General features: G+C 40.2%; 16 protein-coding genes and 1 tRNA gene. 7 read left to right on the top strand and 10 right to left on the bottom strand.

The genetic code is table 11. From position 1 onward, the window contains the following. Nucleotides 1–50 precede the first annotated feature (50 nt). The 8 genes from ruvB to E4N78_RS06810 are packed head-to-tail and all read right to left on the bottom strand — an operon-like array spanning nt 51 to nt 9,717. A complete protein-coding gene (gene ruvB / locus E4N78_RS06845) occupies nt 51–1,082 on the bottom strand; it encodes a Holliday junction branch migration DNA helicase RuvB (protein ID WP_255812292.1) in 1,032 nt (343 codons plus the stop codon). Nucleotides 1,083–1,089: 7 nt separating this feature from the next. After that, on the bottom strand, nt 1,090–2,265 hold the full coding sequence (locus E4N78_RS06840) for an iron-containing alcohol dehydrogenase (RefSeq protein WP_255812291.1): 1,176 nt from the start codon (nt 2,263–2,265) through the stop codon (nt 1,090–1,092). 3 nt (nt 2,266–2,268) lie between these two features. Beyond that, nucleotides 2,269–3,759 carry a glycerol kinase GlpK gene (gene glpK, locus E4N78_RS06835; protein WP_255812290.1) on the bottom strand — a complete coding sequence of 497 codons (1,491 nt, stop codon included), beginning with the start codon at nt 3,757–3,759 and terminating at the stop codon, nt 2,269–2,271. After that, a complete protein-coding gene (locus E4N78_RS06830; protein WP_255812289.1) occupies nt 3,756–6,386 on the bottom strand; it encodes a bifunctional glycosyltransferase/class I SAM-dependent methyltransferase in 2,631 nt (876 codons plus the stop codon). Before E4N78_RS06830 ends, glpK begins: the two co-directional genes overlap by 4 nt. After that, nucleotides 6,383–7,336, bottom strand: a complete 954-nt coding sequence (locus E4N78_RS06825) for a glycosyltransferase family protein (RefSeq protein ID WP_255812287.1) — start codon at nt 7,334–7,336, stop codon at nt 6,383–6,385. Before E4N78_RS06825 ends, E4N78_RS06830 begins: the two co-directional genes overlap by 4 nt. Beyond that, a complete protein-coding gene (locus E4N78_RS06820) occupies nt 7,311–8,882 on the bottom strand; it encodes a spiro-SPASM protein (RefSeq protein WP_255812286.1) in 1,572 nt (523 codons plus the stop codon). Before E4N78_RS06820 ends, E4N78_RS06825 begins: the two co-directional genes overlap by 26 nt. Before the next feature lie 27 nt (nt 8,883–8,909). Beyond that, nucleotides 8,910–9,278, bottom strand: a complete 369-nt coding sequence (locus tag E4N78_RS06815; protein ID WP_255812284.1) for a hypothetical protein — start codon at nt 9,276–9,278, stop codon at nt 8,910–8,912. Between the two features lie 25 nt (nt 9,279–9,303). Next, a complete protein-coding gene (locus E4N78_RS06810) occupies nt 9,304–9,717 on the bottom strand; it encodes a hypothetical protein (protein ID WP_255812283.1) in 414 nt (137 codons plus the stop codon). Between the two features lie 162 nt (nt 9,718–9,879). Here E4N78_RS06810 and E4N78_RS06805 point away from each other — a divergent pair, with 162 nt between their 5' ends. From E4N78_RS06805 to E4N78_RS06795, 3 genes are all read left to right on the top strand, one after another. Further along, entirely contained in the window at nt 9,880–10,419 is a 540-nt protein-coding gene (locus E4N78_RS06805; RefSeq protein WP_255812282.1) for an FKBP-type peptidyl-prolyl cis-trans isomerase, read from the top strand. A gap of 71 nt (nt 10,420–10,490) precedes the next feature. Continuing rightward, the gene (locus tag E4N78_RS06800) at nt 10,491–11,477 is read left to right on the top strand and encodes a Gx transporter family protein (RefSeq protein ID WP_370645029.1); all 987 of its coding nucleotides are present in this window, start codon (nt 10,491–10,493) and stop codon (nt 11,475–11,477) included. Nucleotides 11,478–11,599: 122 nt separating this feature from the next. After that, nucleotides 11,600–11,671 (top strand) — tRNA-Gly (locus E4N78_RS06795). A 26-nt stretch (nt 11,672–11,697) separates the two neighbouring features. Here the strand turns inward: E4N78_RS06795 and E4N78_RS06790 are convergent. Together E4N78_RS06790 and ettA are read right to left on the bottom strand one after the other, a co-directional pair. After that, entirely contained in the window at nt 11,698–12,426 is a 729-nt protein-coding gene (locus E4N78_RS06790; RefSeq protein WP_255812279.1) for an HAD family hydrolase, read from the bottom strand. Between the two features lie 12 nt (nt 12,427–12,438). Next, nucleotides 12,439–14,187: an energy-dependent translational throttle protein EttA gene (gene ettA, locus E4N78_RS06785; RefSeq protein WP_255812278.1), complete on the bottom strand. Its 1,749-nt coding sequence runs from the start codon at nt 14,185–14,187 to the stop codon at nt 12,439–12,441. Nucleotides 14,188–14,330: 143 nt separating this feature from the next. Here ettA and E4N78_RS06780 point away from each other — a divergent pair, with 143 nt between their 5' ends. The 4 genes from E4N78_RS06780 to recN all read left to right on the top strand — a co-directional run bounded on the left by E4N78_RS06780 (nt 14,331) and on the right by recN (nt 18,571). Continuing rightward, entirely contained in the window at nt 14,331–14,774 is a 444-nt protein-coding gene (locus E4N78_RS06780) for a hypothetical protein (RefSeq protein ID WP_255812277.1), read from the top strand. A gap of 22 nt (nt 14,775–14,796) precedes the next feature. After that, nucleotides 14,797–15,342 carry a 16S rRNA (guanine(966)-N(2))-methyltransferase RsmD gene (gene rsmD, locus E4N78_RS06775; protein ID WP_253684083.1) on the top strand — a complete coding sequence of 182 codons (546 nt, stop codon included), beginning with the start codon at nt 14,797–14,799 and terminating at the stop codon, nt 15,340–15,342. 113 nt (nt 15,343–15,455) lie between these two features. Then, the gene (locus E4N78_RS06770) at nt 15,456–16,739 is read left to right on the top strand and encodes a glycoside hydrolase family 1 protein (RefSeq protein ID WP_255812276.1); all 1,284 of its coding nucleotides are present in this window, start codon (nt 15,456–15,458) and stop codon (nt 16,737–16,739) included. Nucleotides 16,740–16,885: 146 nt separating this feature from the next. After that, the gene (gene recN, locus E4N78_RS06765; RefSeq protein WP_255812275.1) at nt 16,886–18,571 is read left to right on the top strand and encodes a DNA repair protein RecN; all 1,686 of its coding nucleotides are present in this window, start codon (nt 16,886–16,888) and stop codon (nt 18,569–18,571) included. Nucleotides 18,572–18,579 lie beyond the last annotated feature (8 nt).

The raw sequence follows: 18,579 nt of genomic DNA, 5'->3' as shown, positions 1-18,579 counted from the left end.
CTTAATCGAAGAGGTAGGCCTCTCCCTTAATCAAATAGCCCGGCCTTACACTAATCAAAGAGGCTGTCTTGCCCATCCCCTAGTTTAGGCGGATTTAGGCCGAGGTGTTCGTATGCTTTAAGCGTAACCATGCGGCCGCGGGGAGTGCGCTGAAGGAGGCCGGACTGGATAAGGTAGGGTTCGTAATAGTCCTCTAATGTGTCCTGAGACTCTCCTATAGAAATTGCCAGGGTTTCGGCACCGACGGGGCCGCCAGAATAATTTTCGATAATGGAGCGGAGTATCTGCCTGTCATAGGTTTCAAGGCCGAGGCCGTCGATATTTAGCTGCTTTAGGCCTGCGGCAACCGTCATCTCGTCAATCGAGCTTTTGCCTGCAACTTGGGCAAAGTCCCTCATACGCCGCAATAAGCGGTTTGCAACCCATGGGGTTCCGCGGGAACAGCGGGCTAAGGCAATAGCGGCCTTTTTTTCTATTTTGATTTCGAGGATTGAAGCGGAGCGGCTTATAATTGAGGCAAGCTCCTCGTGGCTGTAAAATTCAAAACGCTGCACAATACCGAAGCGGCTTATAAGGGGGCTTGAAACCATGCCTGCTCTCGTGGTCGCTCCGACAAGAGTAAATGGCGGAATCGGAATACGCACGGTTCTGGCTCCTGGCCCCTGCCCTATTATCCAGTCAAGTTCATAGTCTTCCATTGCGATATAAAGCATCTCTTCGATGGCCGGCTTTAAACGGTGAATCTCGTCTATAAAGAATACGGAGCGTTCCGTCAAGGTAGTAAGAATACCGGCCAGATCCTTGGGCTTATCGAGTGCGGGAGCTCCCGTAACTTTAAAATCGACACCGAGCTCGTTGGCCGTAATTTGGGCAAGGGTTGTTTTTCCCAAGCCCGGCGGGCCTATCAAAAAAAGATGATCTAAGCTTTCTCCCCTTTCGCGGGCAGCCTTTATAAAAACGGAAAGATTTTCTTTTGCCTTTGTCTGCCCCTGAAAGTCGACAAGAGAGCGGGGACGAAGAGCTCTGTCCTTTTCGTCCCCTGCCTGCTCTTCGGGACGCACTACCTCAAAATCATCGCTCATAGCTTACTTAAAGAGCTGCCTTAAAGATTGCATAAACATCATCGGCTCGAAGTTCTTGAAAGCCGTAGATAACTCCGTTTTTACCTCTGTGAGCAACAGCGGCTTCAGCCATTTCTTTTAAATGCTCCTCGCCTATTCCCGCTTCCTTCAGAGTCATCGTAATACCGAGAGATTTAAAAAAGTCCGACGTACACTCGATTGCCTTTTCGGCAGTTTTGTAAACTTCTGCTCCTTTTGGAAGACCCCAAACATTTATACCGTAATCTGCAATCTTTTTAACGGTTTTACCGTTTAAACAATGCCTCAGCCAATGGGGAGTTAAAATAGCAAGCCCCACTCCGTGAGTGATGTCATAAAAAGCGCTCAGCTCGTGCTCCATAGGATGAACGGACCAAGCCGTTTTTTTACCGTCGCTTAAAAGGCCGTTTATAGCCCATGTACCTGCCCACATAAGGTTGGAGCGGGCTTCATAGCTTTCGGGATTTTTAATAGCCATGGGTCCGTATTCGATACAGGTTTTTAAGATGCTTTCTGCAAACCCGTCTTGAAGATAGGCCCCGTCATTTAGGCTAAAATAACATTCGAATGTGTGGCTCATAATATCGGCCGTACCTGCGGCTGTCTGATTTTTAGGAACGGAATAGGTGTATTCGGGATCAAGAACCGAAAATTTCGGAAGAAGGGGCGGAGCTCCGAAGCCCAGCTTTTCCTTCGTTTTAAGGTTTGAAATAACGGCTCCGCAGTTCATCTCGGAACCGGTAGCAGAAAGAGTCAGTACCGTTCCTATCGGGAGTACGTCTTTAATTTCGGCCTTGCCCGTAATCAAATCCCATGCACTTCCTGCATAGTTTACACCGGCAGAAACAGCCTTAGAGCAGTCGATGGTGCTCCCACCTCCGACAGGTAGAATAAAATCCAGCTTGTGTTCACGGACTATCTTTATTCCCTCTTCAACTTCTTCAATGCGGGGATTTGGTGAAATACCGGAAAGCTCCTTATAAAAGATTCCGGCCTGATCCAGTTTTTTAATGATTGTATCATAAAGCCCCATTCTTTTAATACTTCCGCCGCCGTAACATAGGAGAACTCTTTTTCCGTATTTAAGAATCTCAGGTACGAGGTTCTCAATACTACCCTTACCGAATAAAATTTTAACCGGCACTTCAAATTCAAAATTATACATAACCTACCCCCATTTCATTGAGCGTTCTACAGCTTTTTTCCATCCGGCATAGAGAGTCTTTCTTTTTTCTTCTTCCATGTCCGGCCTAAATTCCCTTTCGATATCCTGTATCCGTTTTATTTCGCCCTGCTCTTTCCAAAAGCCAACGGCAAGACCTGCAAGATAGGCAGCCCCCAAGGCCGTCGTTTCTTTTTCGTAGGGGCGTAAAACGGGCACATTTAAAATATCCGACTGAAACTGCATTAAAAAATTATTAGCACAAGCTCCGCCGTCTACTTTAAGCGATCTTAAGTTTATCTTGGAATCCTTTTCCATAGCATAAAGGACATCCTTTGTTTGATAGGCGATGGCTTCCAAGACAGCTCTTACAATATGCTCTCTTTTTGCACCCCTTGTCAAGCCCAAAAGGGCACCGCGGGCATACATATCCCAGTAGGGTGCACCCAGACCTGAAAAGGCGGGAACAAAATAAACACCGTTTGTGTCGTTTACAAGCCCTGCATAGTATTCCGTTTCGTGGGCAGTATAGATAAGTTTTAACTCATCTCTCAGCCATTGAACTGCAGCACCGGCTATAAAACTACTTCCCTCCAAGGCATATTTTACACTATTATCTATACCGAAGGCAATAGTCGTAAGAAGCCCGTTTTCGGATTCTATTATCTTTTCTCCGGTATTCATTAACATAAAGCAGCCGGTTCCATAAGTGTTTTTTGCAGAGCCTTCTTCAAAACAGGCTTGGCCGAAGAGGGCTGCCTGCTGATCGCCTGCAGCTCCCGCAATCGGAATCTTAGATCCTCCGAATGTATGCTCTTCGGTATAACCGTAAACATAACTTGAAGGCTTGACTTCGGGCAGCATAGATTCGGGGATATCCATAGCCTTTAAAAGCTCCTTATCCCATTGCAGGGTGTGAATATTAAAAAGCAAGGTGCGGGATGCGTTTGTATAATCGGTTACATGCACCTTACCTCTGGTCAAATTCCAGATAAGCCAAGTGTCGATGTTTCCGAAAAGAAGCTCGCCTTTTTCGGTCAGAGTTCTTGCTTCGGGAACATTATCCAAAATCCACTTTATCTTGGTTCCCGAAAAATAAGCGTCTATTATCAAACCGGTTTTTTTTCTGATAGAATCAGAGAGACCTTTTTCTTTAAGAGCATCGCAGATATCGGCGGTTCTGCGGCACTGCCAAACTATGGCATTATAAACGGGACGGCCTGTCTTTTTGTTCCAGACAACGGTTGTTTCCCGCTGGTTGGTAATTCCGATTGCAGCAATCTCTTGGGTGGAAACTCCGCTTCTTTCCAAAACTTCGCGGGCTACCCCGCTTTGCTTTCCCCATATTTCCATAGCATCATGCTCGACCCAGCCCTGCTTAGGAAAAATTTGAGAAAACTCCTGCTGGGCAGTTGCAATTTTTTTTCCGTCTTTATCGAACAAGATTGCCCTGCAGCTCGTAGTTCCCTGATCAAAGGCTAAAACATATTTTTTCATTTTATATCCTCCAGTCTTCCCTGCTTCATTGCATAAACTTCCATACTATCTCCGAGTTTAAAAAGTTTACTTATAGCCATGCCTATGGCCATAACTATGTTCCAAAGTATTCCGTTCTTTTTAATATTTTTAAACCACTTAAATCTTTCAGGATGATGGCCTATCGAAACAACCTTTAAAACTTTAAAGCCGTACAGATTGAGTTGATCCTTTACGGTTTTTGCATCCCATATTGAATAATGATCGGTAGGACTTTCTGCAAAAAATTTATAAGGCGAAAAAGTTCCCGTAACACCGGAAAAGTTTGGAGTTGAAAAAGCAAAAATACCGCCCGGCATTAAAAGATCGTTTACTTTTTTTAAAACGGAATCCAAGTCCCTAAAATGCTCGATAACAAACCACATAGAGAGGGCCGCAAAACCTCCGTCTTCAATAGGCCTTGAAACCGATTCAAATCCGTTTCCCGTCATTCGTTTTTGGTAAATATACTCATAGGTTTTCGGGAGAACCGGAAAAGCCGAAACAAAGGCCGGCAGCTTTAACTCGTCCGTTACATATTTTACGGCGGCTTCCGAAATATCGGTTCCGACGGCATACCAACCCGAATATTTTGCAGCAAGAACAAAGGGGCCGTAGGCACAGCCTACATCCAATATTTTCTTTTCACCGTCAAAAATACTGTATTCCCTTTTTCGATAAAAAATATCTATATAAAGTTTATCGATAATTTCCATTCTGCGCATACCCTGCTTTCTTATAGACTCAAAATCCTCTAAGTAGGTTTTACCGTATTGGGCCTTATACTCATCAAAAAAATAAGTTTTGGTATATTGTTTTGGAGGACTTATTATAAAAGAAATATGGTACATTCCGCACTTTAAACAATGTGCCATAGTCCTATCGGGAGTTCTGGCTGCAATTTCAAAGGCCGCATCTTCCCCGCAAATCGGGCAGAGATGTTGTGAACCGAAAGATAAATTTTTTATCAGAGAAGGTAAATCTTTACTCTCGGAATGAGGTGTAATAAGGGCCGGTATTTTTATCCCTTTAGAAAACATATCGGAAAAATCCATAACTGACGGTATCCCCTGAGGGAAAGATGTAAAACCTGCAGATATTCCCAGCTTATAATGATAATCGGTTGGAGAAACCAAAAGCACATAGCAGCCTGCAGCTAAGGCCTCAAAGGCCGTAAACCCGTAATGGGTTACAACCAAATCCCATTCATAAAGCCTTTCTTTTAAATTATCAATACGCGAAAAAGCTTTAACCTTTCCTTCAAGCTGTTTTATATCTTCAAAGCTTAAATTCATATCTATTGCCGAAACATCAAATTTTAAGGAGGCGAGAATTTGGGCAATAGGAAGGGTCATCCTATAAGAATTTTCTCCGCCGCAAACTACAAGGACCTTTGTTTTAAGCGGATCTAAATGGATACGCTTACCTTTTCTCAAAGTTTTTAATGGAAAATGTTTTTTTCGATTAACGGGAAGAGAAATAAATTCCGGTGAAAAAAGATTATAAATCCATTCGGAGCCGGAATTATCGTCAGGCGAGCTTACATTTTTGAGTGAAGGTAGTATATCCAAAATAAAATCGGCAAATCTTCGTCCGGTGCCGCCATCGTCAATTGCGATAACAGGCCCCTTATTCTTAAAAAAAGACATCTCATCTTCAGATGTTCTAAACCTATCCAATACAATTAGAGCCGCTTTTTTGGGAAACTCGTTTACGATTATTTCGGAAGGAATGGAATTTAAAAGAGATTTTGAAAAATTAGGATAATCGGATTCGGGTATATAAATTAAACATCTTAGCTTTCCTAAAAGAGCTTTCGTTAAATCGCAAACCCTGTGCAAGTGTCCGCTTCCCCGCCCCGGAGTAACCGAGGGACAAAATACAACTAACCTATCGGCATAGCTTACAGCCTCGACTATATCGGCAGGCATAAAGGGCATGTTTTTTTTATGGGAACTTAAATACCTATATACCTCTTTTGCTTTTTCATAGTCTTCGGTGGTATCAACGGTAGTCCGCAGTTCAGGATAATACCACACAGCCGGTGCCGTTTCTCTTATACATCTATATTTATCGGGGCGGCCGTAAATTGCAGGAGACACATGCTCATGAGCATAAGAATCCTCTGTTTCGGAAGCGGCTTTTAAAAGAGAAGCGGCCTTTATAATTTCTATTCCCGATCCATGCGGAAGGCCCGTATAAGTAAAATAGTCAGGCTCTCCCAATTCAAAATAACGGCGCATGGAAGCTTCTGCGGCTTGCACAAAGAGAAATGGATTATCGGCTGTAACCCGAACAATAGCTTTTAAATGTTTATGCGGAAAATTAGACTTGATAAACGCAAGTACATCACAAAAGCGCTTTAAAACATCTTCTTCAGAACCGTCAATACAAAGATAACCTAAAGATTCGGCTATGGGTTGAAATTCTTTTCTTGAATTGGTATCGCAGGCCAAAATAAAATGTTCGGCAGGCAACTGTCGAACCGAATCCAAAACTCTGTATAAAATAGGCATACCGCCCAAATTCAATAAGGCCTTTCTAGCCAAGCGCTTAGAACTCAATCGGGCTTGAACAATTACGGCAGTACCTTCATATAAACCGATCATATGCTGGGCTCCCATTTATAAATTAAGGCTTGAGGAGATTTTACAAAACGGTATTTGTTTATGTGTACCCAATCTTGCACAGCCTTAAAATGTTTATAAGAATTAAAAAGATTTAATCCCGACCTTCTCACATACGGGAAAAATAAATACCAAGGTAAGGCAGCCCCTTTCTTTCCCACAGTAGGTGCTAAATTTTTTAGATAAAAACTTATATAAGAATCATCCGCCGAAACATCCTCAAGAGGGGAAACTCCGGCATATTTCATTTTATATAAATTTGAAATTACGATCTCCATTCCCCATAAGTATGTTCTAAAGCCGAAATCCAGATTTTGCCAATAGGGATTTTTTATCGTATAATCAAAACCGCCTATTTCAATAAATTTTTCTCTATTATAAATTCCTGTAAAATCATACATATACAGAGTTTTTGTCAAATCTTTTCTGCATAAAAATCTATCCGTAGAAAAATCCATCTTTGTAAGACTGGGAACGACTTGTACAGGGATGCTATTATTTTTTTCGTCTATTAAAATAGGCGCAGCACATATTATCCCCGACTGCTTGATTTTATCGATTAAGCTTTGAGGAAAAGCTGAAGAAGATAAACACATATCATTCCATAAAACCATCACATAATCGGAGGATGTTTCGGACATACCCAAATTAATCATTTCACCTTCAGTCACATTTTCAAAGGGAATTAAAAATTTTACTTCAGGGAATTGTGCGGATAAAGATTCAAGTTCAAAACCCCGCTGTGAACTGTCTACAAAAACAATAGAGTTAAGCCCCAGATCTATTAAACCTTGAAAAAGAGAAGATAGATAATATCTGGCTCCCCTGTTTAAAACTAAAACAGAAACTTCAGCTTTAAAACTGCCTCGGCTCTTTACCAAAACAGTATAAGGAATTTTCCTTTCATTAAAAATTGTAGGTATAGTATTCATCGCAGGCTCCGCATAAGTCTCCGTATTTACATTCCAAATGCTTCTCATATACCTCGAATGCTTTTTTACGGATTGACTCCAGACTATCCGAAAAAGCATTTCCTAAAATATTATTCCTTTTAACATCTTCTTTACAAAGGGGCACAGAGCCGTCGGTTAAAACATACATATCCCTTTTTAAATGCCAGCATGGATGTCTATTAAAAGGCGATAAGTCTGCAACTCGTCTATCTTCAAGCAATTTACAAAAGGTATCGTATTTTTGAATAATTACATTAACACCCAGGTTTTTCCAAAAACGGTAAAAGGGCTCAACCTCTATCTCGTTTTCTTTTATACGCATAATTTGAGCCCATACGGCATCGGGAAAACCTTTTTTTAAACTGTCGGTAAAAGTAAGGGCTTGTTTTAATTTAATGTTTGCCTCATCTTCGGAAAGGCCGTGCACCTTAGCATACATTCCTGAACTGACCGCATCAATACAGATAATCCAATAAACCGGAAGCATCTTGTTTTTTCTTTCGGGAGAGACGTCAATAATTTTTTCAAGCCGCTCTATAAATGATGAAGGCCAATATAAACCGCAAGTTTCAATCAAAACGGATAACTTAGGAAACGATAAAATTTTTTCGATTACCGAAAGGCAATCCTGATACATTGAAGGCTCACCAAAAACCGAAAGAGAAATTACGGCATCATCGGAATATTCTGCAATTTTTTCGATAAGAGAAAAAATAGCCGCCTTATCCATTTCTTTTTTTTCTTCAAGTCCTAGAACCTCATTCGGCTTATATATCGACTTTAAAGGATAGGAAGAATTTATCTCGATACCGTAATATGCAGGAAGAGTAAATAGCTCCGCCTTTTTTTCTTCAATCAGTTTTGCATAGTTTTCCGCATTTATGCCTGTAAAGCGGCTGCATAAAAGAGCATTCCGTTTTGAGTCGGCTGCAAAGCGGAGCCTTAGATGTCTTAAATCGAAGGGGGCTATCATTGTTTCAATATCATAGCTGTTTATTTCTTTTTTTATCGTATCAAAAATAAAAGAGCGCTCAAAGGAAGTTTCATTTTCGGAAAGCTTTGCAAGAATAGGACAAAGGCCGGATGTAAGAATTTCAGGGATAAGGCCCTCGGGATATCCGTCGGCAAAGCTGTATTCTGCCCTGTATTCCAAATGCTGCTTAAAAAGTTTTTCCGTTGCATTTAAATCGATAAAAGGCTCATCACCATGCAAAAAGAAAACATTTTCAAAACCTGAAGATTCCGCTTCGGTTTCTTTTGCAGCCTCGGAAAATATGGCTTGAGGACTTATTTTTTCCAAAACCTTAACCTTCCACTCTATTTTTAGCTCGTCCGATTTTATATTTTTTAATATGGAAACTATAGGCGCTTCGCATAAAGAAGATGTTAAAATAATAACTTTTTTACAATCGGGAAAGGCCGCAGCCGCACGGAAAGAGGCTTCAAATGGGATGATGCCGCTTTCGAGTTTTTTAAACGAATATTCCGAAATATCATAGGCGGATAAAACAGCAAAAGACTTCATAGCTCCTATATCGGCAAAAAATAGACTTTATTTTAATTTTTTAGCCGCAGTCAAAACTTTTTCTTTAGATGAATAAAGTTGAACACCCGTTCTTTGCACCCAGCCTTTTCCAAGATTAACCCATAGGGTCTGATCTCCGTCTTCTTTTATTATTTCAATACCTTCAACCTGAAAAATATCCAGTCTTCGGGCATGAGCTATAGTAATTCCATCTTCTCCGGGTTTATCTCGTAGAGAAACATAAGTTTCAATCACTAAAGCGAACCGGTTTGCATCATTCATTGCAGAATCGGAAGGAAGAACCAAGGTTTGTAAAGGACTTTCTCCGGAACAAGATACAACAACTATAAGCAAAGCCAGCAAAACAATAGATTTAACAAATTTATTTTTTTTCAATCTAAAAATCACAATTTTTATAAAATTAAAGGAAAATAGCTTTTGAAAACAATAAATGAAGAGCTGCAGAAGCAAGACAAACATAACCTATAAGCTCATCATAGTTCTTTAAAAAGCCGAAGAATTCAGGTACTGAGGAAACATTAGCATTTGATTCCAAGAACCTTCCTAAAAATACTATAGAACCTGCAAGACCCGCAGCTACAGGCAAAAAATCGCCCAGAATGATTATGTTTGTACCTACAGGGCTCAGCATCTTTGAAATTGCAGTAAAACCTGAGAATATGGTTATTAAAAGTAAAAATGTTGAATCACGCAATATGGGATATTTATTTTCATGGTCGGCAGGCTCTCCTCCCTTTACCGTTTTATCAAAAAACGCTAAAATAAGCCCCATAATCAAATTTGTTGTAATTGAAAGAAAATAAAAAGGTAACATCTTGTCCTCCGGTACATTAACTTATATTTAAAACCTGCAACAATGCATTAACTTTAGTTTAAGTCATTTTATATAAAAAATCAAGAGGTTATAAAAAATTGAAAGATTTCTTGTAGTATTTTCTCTTGATTTTTATTTCTAAAATATGTATTATCTTTAGCAATGAAAATAGAAAAAGATACAACAGTCAGTATGGAATACACACTGAAAGATGCTAACGGCGAAATCCTTGATTCGTCAGATGTAATGGGTCCATTGGAGTACATCCACGGATATAATATGATCATTTCAGGCTTGGAAAGGGCTCTTGAAGGCAAAGAAGAAGGTGCCGAGTTTAAACAAGTTGTTCCTCCTGAAGAAGCCTATGGTGAAGTTTTTGATGACTTGATTGTCGAAACAACCAGAGCTCAATTTCCTGAAGGAGCTGAACTTGAAGTCGGTATGGACTTTGAAGCAGGAGAAGGCCATCACGCCCGAATTGTAAGAATTACAAAAATTGACGGAGATAAAATTACAATAGATGCGAACCATCCTCTTGCAGGAGAAACTCTGTACTTTGATGTAAAGGTTTTGTCTGTAAAAAAGACCAGCGAAGAAGAGCTTCAGGCTTTGATTCAGCAAATGTCCGGAGGCTGCGGATGCGGGTGCGGTCATGAATATGACGAAGACTCTTGCGGCTGCGGATGCTCGGGTTGTCATTAAAAGCTAAAAAGGCAGACTACCTCATCCCATTGTTTGGAGGATTTTGTTTTTTTCTTTCGGCAATTGAGATAATGATACCCAAGCCGGTTCCTTTTTTTAGAATCGGCTTGGCCAATCTGCCTCTTCTTTTAGGCATAGATATCTTCTCCTTTCCAGCCTTCATCCTTCTTTTGGTTATAAAGGTTTTAGGCCAAGCCCTTATTTCGGGCACACTTTTTTCTTATATTTTGCTTTTTTCTGCAATCGGGACATTTTCATCCGGACTTTTGATGTATTCTATGAGAAAAATTCCTCGAAAAACAATTTCATTTATAGGCATAAGTTTGACAGGAGCCTTTGTTTCAAATACCTTGCAATTTCTTTTAGCCTTATTTATAATATTCGGAAAATCTGCCGTATACATCATTCCGCCTGTATTTGCACTTGGAACCGTAACTTCAATTTTTTTAGGCTGGTTTGCATCAGAGTTTGCTAAGACCTCAGTTTGGTATGAAAAAATAAAAGACGGAAGCTTTGATTTTTCTCCTAATGCCGATAAGGATTTTAAACATCAAAAAGCCGAAAACCCGGAAAAGAAAAATCGTCAGCCGGTTTTGATAGAACAATACCTGAGGATAGGCTCGGGGATAATCCTTTTTTTATTATTACTCTTTACCCCTTTTTTGCCGGTACAAACCCTTGTCTTTGGAACCGCATTGATCCTATGTACTGCCGATAAACAAAAAATAAATTTTATAAATATAATTATTATGTTTTTAGTCATAATATTGTTTAACCTTTTTCCTCCAATGGGCAAAATAATTTTTAATATAGGGAACATAAATATAACCAATGAAGCCTTATTACGAGGTATCGAAAAGGCTGTCATTTTAGAAGGAATGATATATATTTCAAAGTGGATGCTGAAAACAAAGGTAAACTTTAAAAGTTTAGTAGGGAAATCCGTACAAGAATCCTTTAAAATATTTCATAAACTATTATCAGTAAAAGCCGAAATAAAGCCGAAAATGATAATTCCAACTATAGATTCTGTACTTTTAAGTATAAACAGACTTTAAAATCTACAAGCTCAATAGATTTTTTCTCTGACAGCCGCCTGTGTGCAGCCTGCAATTTTTATGTTTTTTGTGAAAAATAGTATTGACATAAATTTTAAAAATATATATAATGCATGAGTCTTGCGGATGTCGTATAACGGCTATTACCCCAGCCTTCCAAGCTGGAGACGTGGGTTCGACTCCCATCATCCGCTTATTTTCTACAACTAATTTTAATCCTTTAAAAATCTTCAATCAGTTCTATCAGCTCGTTCCAATCGCTTATTTTGGTAAATTCAAAATCGGGAGAAATATGGTTTTCGTTGTCATAGGGACAGGCAAAACGGCTTGTATATAAGACAGGTTTTATTCCGAGAGAGGCGGAGCCTATGACATCGGCCCGCGGGTTGTCTCCGCAATACCAAACCTCATCGGCCGAAAGGCGGGCTTTTTTTAAGGCAGCCTCAAAAAGAAGGCAATCGGGCTTTCTAAACCCGTACTCGCTTGAAGCTATTATAAATTCGAATTTGTTTTGCGGAAGATATTTATTTATTCTTGCAGTCAGGGCTTTTTCCGAAAAAGAAATATTGCTTATGACGGCAGTTCTGATATTTTTGCCTTCCAAAAAGAGCAGAAGTTTTTCGATATTCGGCATCGCCCTGCACGGTGCCAGAGCTTCCCAAAAAAGAAGTTCCAGCTCCGTGTAGGATAGGTTAAATTCTACATTAAGGATTTGAAAAAGACAATTATAAAAATTATGAGTGTGTATTTCCAGATCATTTTGTAAAGCCCGCGATTTTACCTTCTCAAAAATAGCCATTCCTTTTTTATAAAAGGTAATAAAATCTATTTTATCGGGATTTTTATAAATTTGAGCATAAAGGGCCTTATAGGCTCTTTCCAAATCAAGCTCTTTTTCATAAATAAGGGTATTCCCGTAATCGAAAATAATCATCGCAGGGCTTTTCATAGTATAAGCCGGTTACCTTTCAAGTTTTCTGTAAACGCCTCTGTGGGGAGTATCGGCATCATTACCGTATTTTTCGCGTCTCCATTCGGCGTATTCCGTCCAGTTGCCGTCAAACCATACAACTTCTCCGTCAGCCTCAAAGGCAAGAATATGGGAGCAAACTCTGTCTAAAAACCAGCGGTCATGGCTTATGACGAGGACTGAACCTGCAAAACTTTCAAGGGCTTCTTCCAGAGCACGAAGAGTGGTAACATCCAAATCGTTTGTAGGCTCGTCGAGCATTAAAACGTTTCCGCCTTCTTTTAGCATCATAGCCAAATTAAGTCTGTTCCTCTCTCCGCCTGAAAGTACGCCTACCTTGCGGGACTGGTCTTGTCCCGAAAAGTTAAACCAAGAACAATAAGCCCTTGAGTTTACCTCACACACACCGGAAGAACCGTCCGAGGCTCCCAGCTTTATAATATCAAGCCCGTCTGAAAGCTGCTCCCAAACGGTCTTGTTAGGATCTAGTTTTTCTCTTGTCTGATCTACATAGCAAAGTTTTACCGAATCCCCTATTTTGATTTCACCCTCATCGGGTTTTACGATCTGCCTTTTTTGATCGGCTCCTTCAGGAGTTTCAAAACCTGCAGCCCCGACTATCATCTTAAAGAGGGTTGTCTTACCGGCACCGTTCGGACCTATGATACCTACTATGGCTCCCGCAGGAACCGAAAAATTAAGCTTATCAAAGAGAATTCTGTCGCCGTAATGCTTTGCGGCATTTTTAACATCTATAACCAAGTTCCCCAGCCTCGGTCCCGGCGGAATGGTAATCTGAGAATCCTTTATTTTTTCCTTTGAGCCTTGGGCTAAAGGTTTTTCGTACTCGTTGATACGGGCCTTGCTTTTGGCATGTCTTCCCTTGGGGCTCATACCAATCCATTCAAGCTCCCGTTTTAAAGCCTTTTGGCGTTCCGTCTCTCCCTTTTCTTCAAGGGCAAGTCGTTTTGGTTTTTGATCGAGCCAGCTTGAATAATTGCCCTTCCACGGAATGCCCTCTCCGCGGTCAAGCTCCAAGATCCAGCCTGCAACATTATCCAAAAAATAGCGGTCGTGGGTTACGCAGATAATTGTTCCTGCATATTGATGAAGATGCCTTTCAAGCCATGCTACCGTTTCTGCATCCAAGTGGTTGGTAGGTTCGTCCAATAAAAGAATGTCGGGCTTTTGAAGGAGGAGTCTGCAAAGGGCAACCCGTCTTTTTTCTCCCCCTGAAAGCACATCGATTACCTGATCGGCGGGCGGACATCGCAAGGCTTCCATAGCAAGGTCGAGGCGGCTGTCCAAATTCCAAGCATCTGTTGCATCCAGCTTTTCCTGCACCTTGGCCTGTTTTTCCATCAGCTTATCCATATCGGCATCGGGGTCGCCGAATGCCTCGTTTATTTTGTCGAATTCCGCAAGAAGGTCTACCAATTCCTGAACCCCCTCCGAAACAACCTCGCGAACGGTCTTGCCGCTTTGAAGCTGGGGCTCCTGTTCAAGATAGCCTATAGTATAGCCGGGTGCCGAAGAAACTTCGCCCGTATAATCCCCGTCAATCCCTGCCATAATACGCAAGAGGCTTGACTTACCGGATCCGTTAGAACCTATAACGCCTATTTTTGCACCGTAAAAATAAGAAAGGCTTATATCCTTTAAAACCTGTTTTGTCCCATGGGTTCTTGAAACCCTATCCATTGTGTAAATAATCTTTTTATCGTCTACTGTCTTTGCCATGGTGTCAGTCTATCAAAGAACCGCTAAAAAAGCAAGGGGAAGAGAGGAAGGGAAGTAAGAATTAAATTAAAGTCGATAAATTTATCTTCCGAAAATAAAGTAGAGCTGTAGTTTTTTTAGTCTATTTTAAGAGGGGAAATAAGATGCTTCATAAGATTGTTTTTCAGGATAATTTGTTTCAAATAACCAGAATGTTGGACGTAATAAAGGACGGTCTTAATTTAGACCTTTCCGAAAGTATTTTTGCAGATAAGATGATGAGGGATATTTTATTTTTTGATGCGGCTCTGCAAAAACTCTTTAATCAGATAGAGCCTCAATCCCACTTGCCTGATTATATAGATACAATGAACTGTCTTTATTTTTGTATCAAAAAATATATGAGCGTTTTGAAGCTTATCCTAACGGAAAAGCTTGGAAGCGAATCTATTTTTAACACGGAAAAAACCCGTATTGAAGGTATCTACAAAAAGCATCAGGATTTTCTCGGCAAAATAAATATAGATATTTCCGATACGAATGTTGAAAATGAAACATACAACATGGTTTCTCAAAATGAACTTTCAGAGTTATTGAATTTAGGATAGGTCTTGTGCTATAATTATTCTCATGAGAATAACCGGCGGCAGTTTAAAAAACAGACAGGTAGAATGTCCCAAGGGGATAATACGGCCTGCAATGGACAGGATGAGGGAGTCTGTTTTTTCCATACTTGGAGACCTTTCAGGTCTTTCTTTTTTAGACCTTTTTACGGGCTCAGGGGTCTGCGGTTTGGAAGCCTATTCTCGTGGAGCCTACCCTGTCTACCTTGTAGAAAAAGATGCCGATAAATTTCCCGTTTTATTAAAAAATGTTTCAATGGCAGATAAAAAGCTTGAATGTAAAAGGATGCCTGCAGAAACATTTATAAAAAGAGCTAAGGAATCATTTGATATTATCTACCTCGACCCTCCCTTTCCCTATAAATTTCACATAGAACTTCTCGAAAAAATAGAAGAATCAAAAATATTAAAAGAAGGGGGCCTTGTAATGATGCACAGGCCATCCGAAAAGGCTATGCCTCAAACAATAGGCTCTTTGACAAAAAGCGATGAGAGGGTATATGGAAGATCCATCGTGGACTTTTATCGTAAAAAATCTATGGAGGTTCGATAAACATTTCGGCTTGAAATACAAGCCGAAATGTTTATCTTCGAGTTTTGTGCTTCGCACAAAACATCGTATTATTGTATGCGGTTTGTAAAAAAATCGCGTGATATGGAGGAAAGATGTTTAAGTTAAAAGAAAATTTTTTACTTGGGGTTGCTACGGCTTCTACCCAAATTGAGGGAGGAAGGGTAAACTCCAACTGGAACGATTTTTGTGACCGCAAAATGACAAATGACGGCTCCGATGTAGCCCGGGCAAATATGCACTACGAAAAGGTTGAAGAAGATACCGAACTTCTAAAAAAGATGGGGATTCAAACTTACCGCATGTCCTTAGAATGGGCACGCATTGAACCTGAAAAAGGAAAATTCGACACTAAAGCCCTTGACCACTACAAGGAAGAATTAAGCCTTTTAAAAAAAGCAGGCATAAGGCCCTTAATAAGCCTTTACCACTTTAGCCATCCCATGTGGTTTGAAAATTCTGGCGGCTTTACAAAAAAAGAAAATGTCGAAGTTTTTTTAAATTATGTAAAGACCTGCATAAGCGAGCTTGGAAGCCTTTGCAGCGACTATGTTACAATAAATGAGCCGAATGTCTATGCAGTTCAGTCCTTCTTTTTAGGCCTTTGGCCGCCCGAAAAAAAATCGATTGCAAAAACTATAAAGGTAATGAATATCCTCATAGCCGCACACTGCAAGGCCTACGATTTAATCCATGAAATACGAAAAGAAAAAGGCCTTACGGACACAAGGGTGAGCTTTGCCCACCACATGCAGGCCTTCCATCCAAAGGATAAAAATAGAAAAGCCGATCAAAGGGCGGCAAAAAGAATAAGCAAAATTTTTCAAGACGGAATTATGGAAGCCTGTTTTAAGGGAGAGTTTTCATTCCCCTTTAAAAATATCCTAAACATAAAAAAGAAAAACTATGTAGATTTTATAGCTATCAACTATTATTCAAGGCAGGCAGTAAGAGGATTCTCTTACACGGCCTTTGAAAATACGCCTAAAAACGATTTAGGCTGGGATATTTATCCCTTGGGCCTAATCGAGTGCGCTCAAACTTGCTATAATTGCCTTCACCTTCCGATAGTCATAAGCGAAAACGGAACCTGTGACAATAAGGATGAGTTTAGATGCCGCTATATTTATGACCACTTAAAACTTATAAGCGAATCTCCCCTCCCCTTTGAAGCCTATTATCATTGGTGCTTTATCGACAATTTCGAGTGGAAAGAAGGAGAATCCGCCCGTTTCGGCCTCGTGCACTGTAATTACGAAACTCAAGAAAGGACTATCAAAAAAAGCGGGGAATTCTACAGCGAAATGATCAAAAAACGAGGAGTCGATAAATCGATGATGGAAAAATATGTTGAACCTTGTAAGTATAATATTAAATAAAATTCATAAGCTAAGATTAGCTTTAATAAAGCAAACTACCTATAAAAATAACCAAATATGCTACTTGAAATTTAGCACATTTTAGATTATACTCTATAGCGATAGAATCTAAGGATAGTTTTGTCTCCCCAATTAAAGGAAAGTAAATGCTTGAAAATATATCGGTAAAAAACATAGCTTTAATCGACAGCCTCTTTGTAGAATTTGAGAAGGGTTTAAATGTTTTAAGCGGAGAAACAGGTGCAGGAAAGTCAATTTTGATAGGAGCTTTAACCCTTTTATTGGGCGGTAAAACTTCGACAGATTTTATCCGAACCGGTACCGATGAGGCAGCTGTCTCTGGAAGTTTTTTTATAGGAAACAAACATATTGAGGCTTTAAAATGGCTGGGCGAACATGGGATTGAACCTGAAGACAACCGAGTCCTTATCCGCCGCAATTTAAAACAAAACGGCCGATCCAATGCTTGGATACAGAGTACGCCGGTAACAAGGAATGAACTTGAAGACTTTACCTCTCTTTTGGTGGATATCCACGGCCAACACGACCATCAATCGCTTTTTAGAATTGCAGAACACCGCCGTTTTTTGGACAGCTTTGCAGGCATAAACAACGAAGTGAAAATGTTCACCTCTCTTTATGCCGAACTTGCCGAAAAAAGAACAGAGCTTGAAAACTTAAACCTTTCCGAAAAAGAACTTGCTGAAAAACAAGAGCTTTTGCAGTTTGCCATTGATGAAATAACAAAGGCAAAATTAAAAGAAGACGAAAAAGAAGAACTTGAAGCTGAAGAAAAAAGATTAAACCAATTTGAAAAACTCTTTGAAGCCTTAAACACGGCTTCTCAGCTCTTTTCCGATGAATCGGGAATAATCAGTCTTACAAAAAAGGCCATGCATAATCTTGAAACTGCAAAAAATTGCGATGAGGGGCTTGAGGACCTTTTAAAAAGGCTGGAAACCGGATATTACGAATTGGACGATATAAGCTCATCGATAGATTCATACCTTTCAAAGCTGACATTTAATCCTGAAAGGGTGGAACAAGTACAGGAAAGGCTTTCTTTAATATATAAGTTGACAAAAAAATACGGGGCAACAATACACGATGTCTTAAACTATGCCCAAAATGCCGAAGAACAGCTTGAAGGTCTTTCCAAACGGGAGGCAGGAAAATCGGAGCTTGAACAGAAAATAGGAATTTTGCAGTCAAAGCTCTTAAAACTGGGAAGAATCCTATCCGAAAAACGCAAAGAGGCATCTTCAAAACTCCAAAAAGAGGTTGAAGAAGTTCTTTCCAATTTAGGAATGCCGAAAACTAAATTTCAAGTTAGAGTGGACACTCGGCTCCCTGAAGGGAACAGGCTATCGGCAAATCCTTACGGCTTTGACGATATCGAATTTATGATAAGCCCCAATGCCGGGGAACCATTGCGGCCTCTTTCTAAGATTGCATCGGGAGGAGAGCTCTCCCGTGTTATGCTGGCCTTAAAAACGGTACTTGCAGAAGGAGATGAAGCGGATACCCTGATATTCGATGAAATTGATACCGGAATCGGCGGAGAAGTTGCGATAAGTGTTGCATCCCATATGAAAAAACTATCTCAAAAAAAACAGATTCTTTGTATTACGCACCTTGCGGTAATCGCTTCTCATGCCGATAATCATATTAAGATAGAAAAAAATACGATGGGGCAGACAACTAAAACCTCCGCAGCAGCTGTTTCCGGTAAAACAAGACTTGAAGAAATAGCCAGAATGCTTGCCGGAGACGAGTTAAGTGAAGCTTCGCTAAAACATGCCGAAGAACTTCTTGTAAAATATGCCCGGTAAAATAGGAG

Origin of the sequence: Treponema denticola, assembly GCF_024400535.1 — a bacterium.
Classification (GTDB): Bacteria; Spirochaetota; Spirochaetia; order Treponematales; family Treponemataceae; genus Treponema_B; species Treponema_B denticola_C.
Note: the sequence above shows the minus strand (reverse complement) of the source record. Positions and strands in the feature narration are given on the sequence as shown.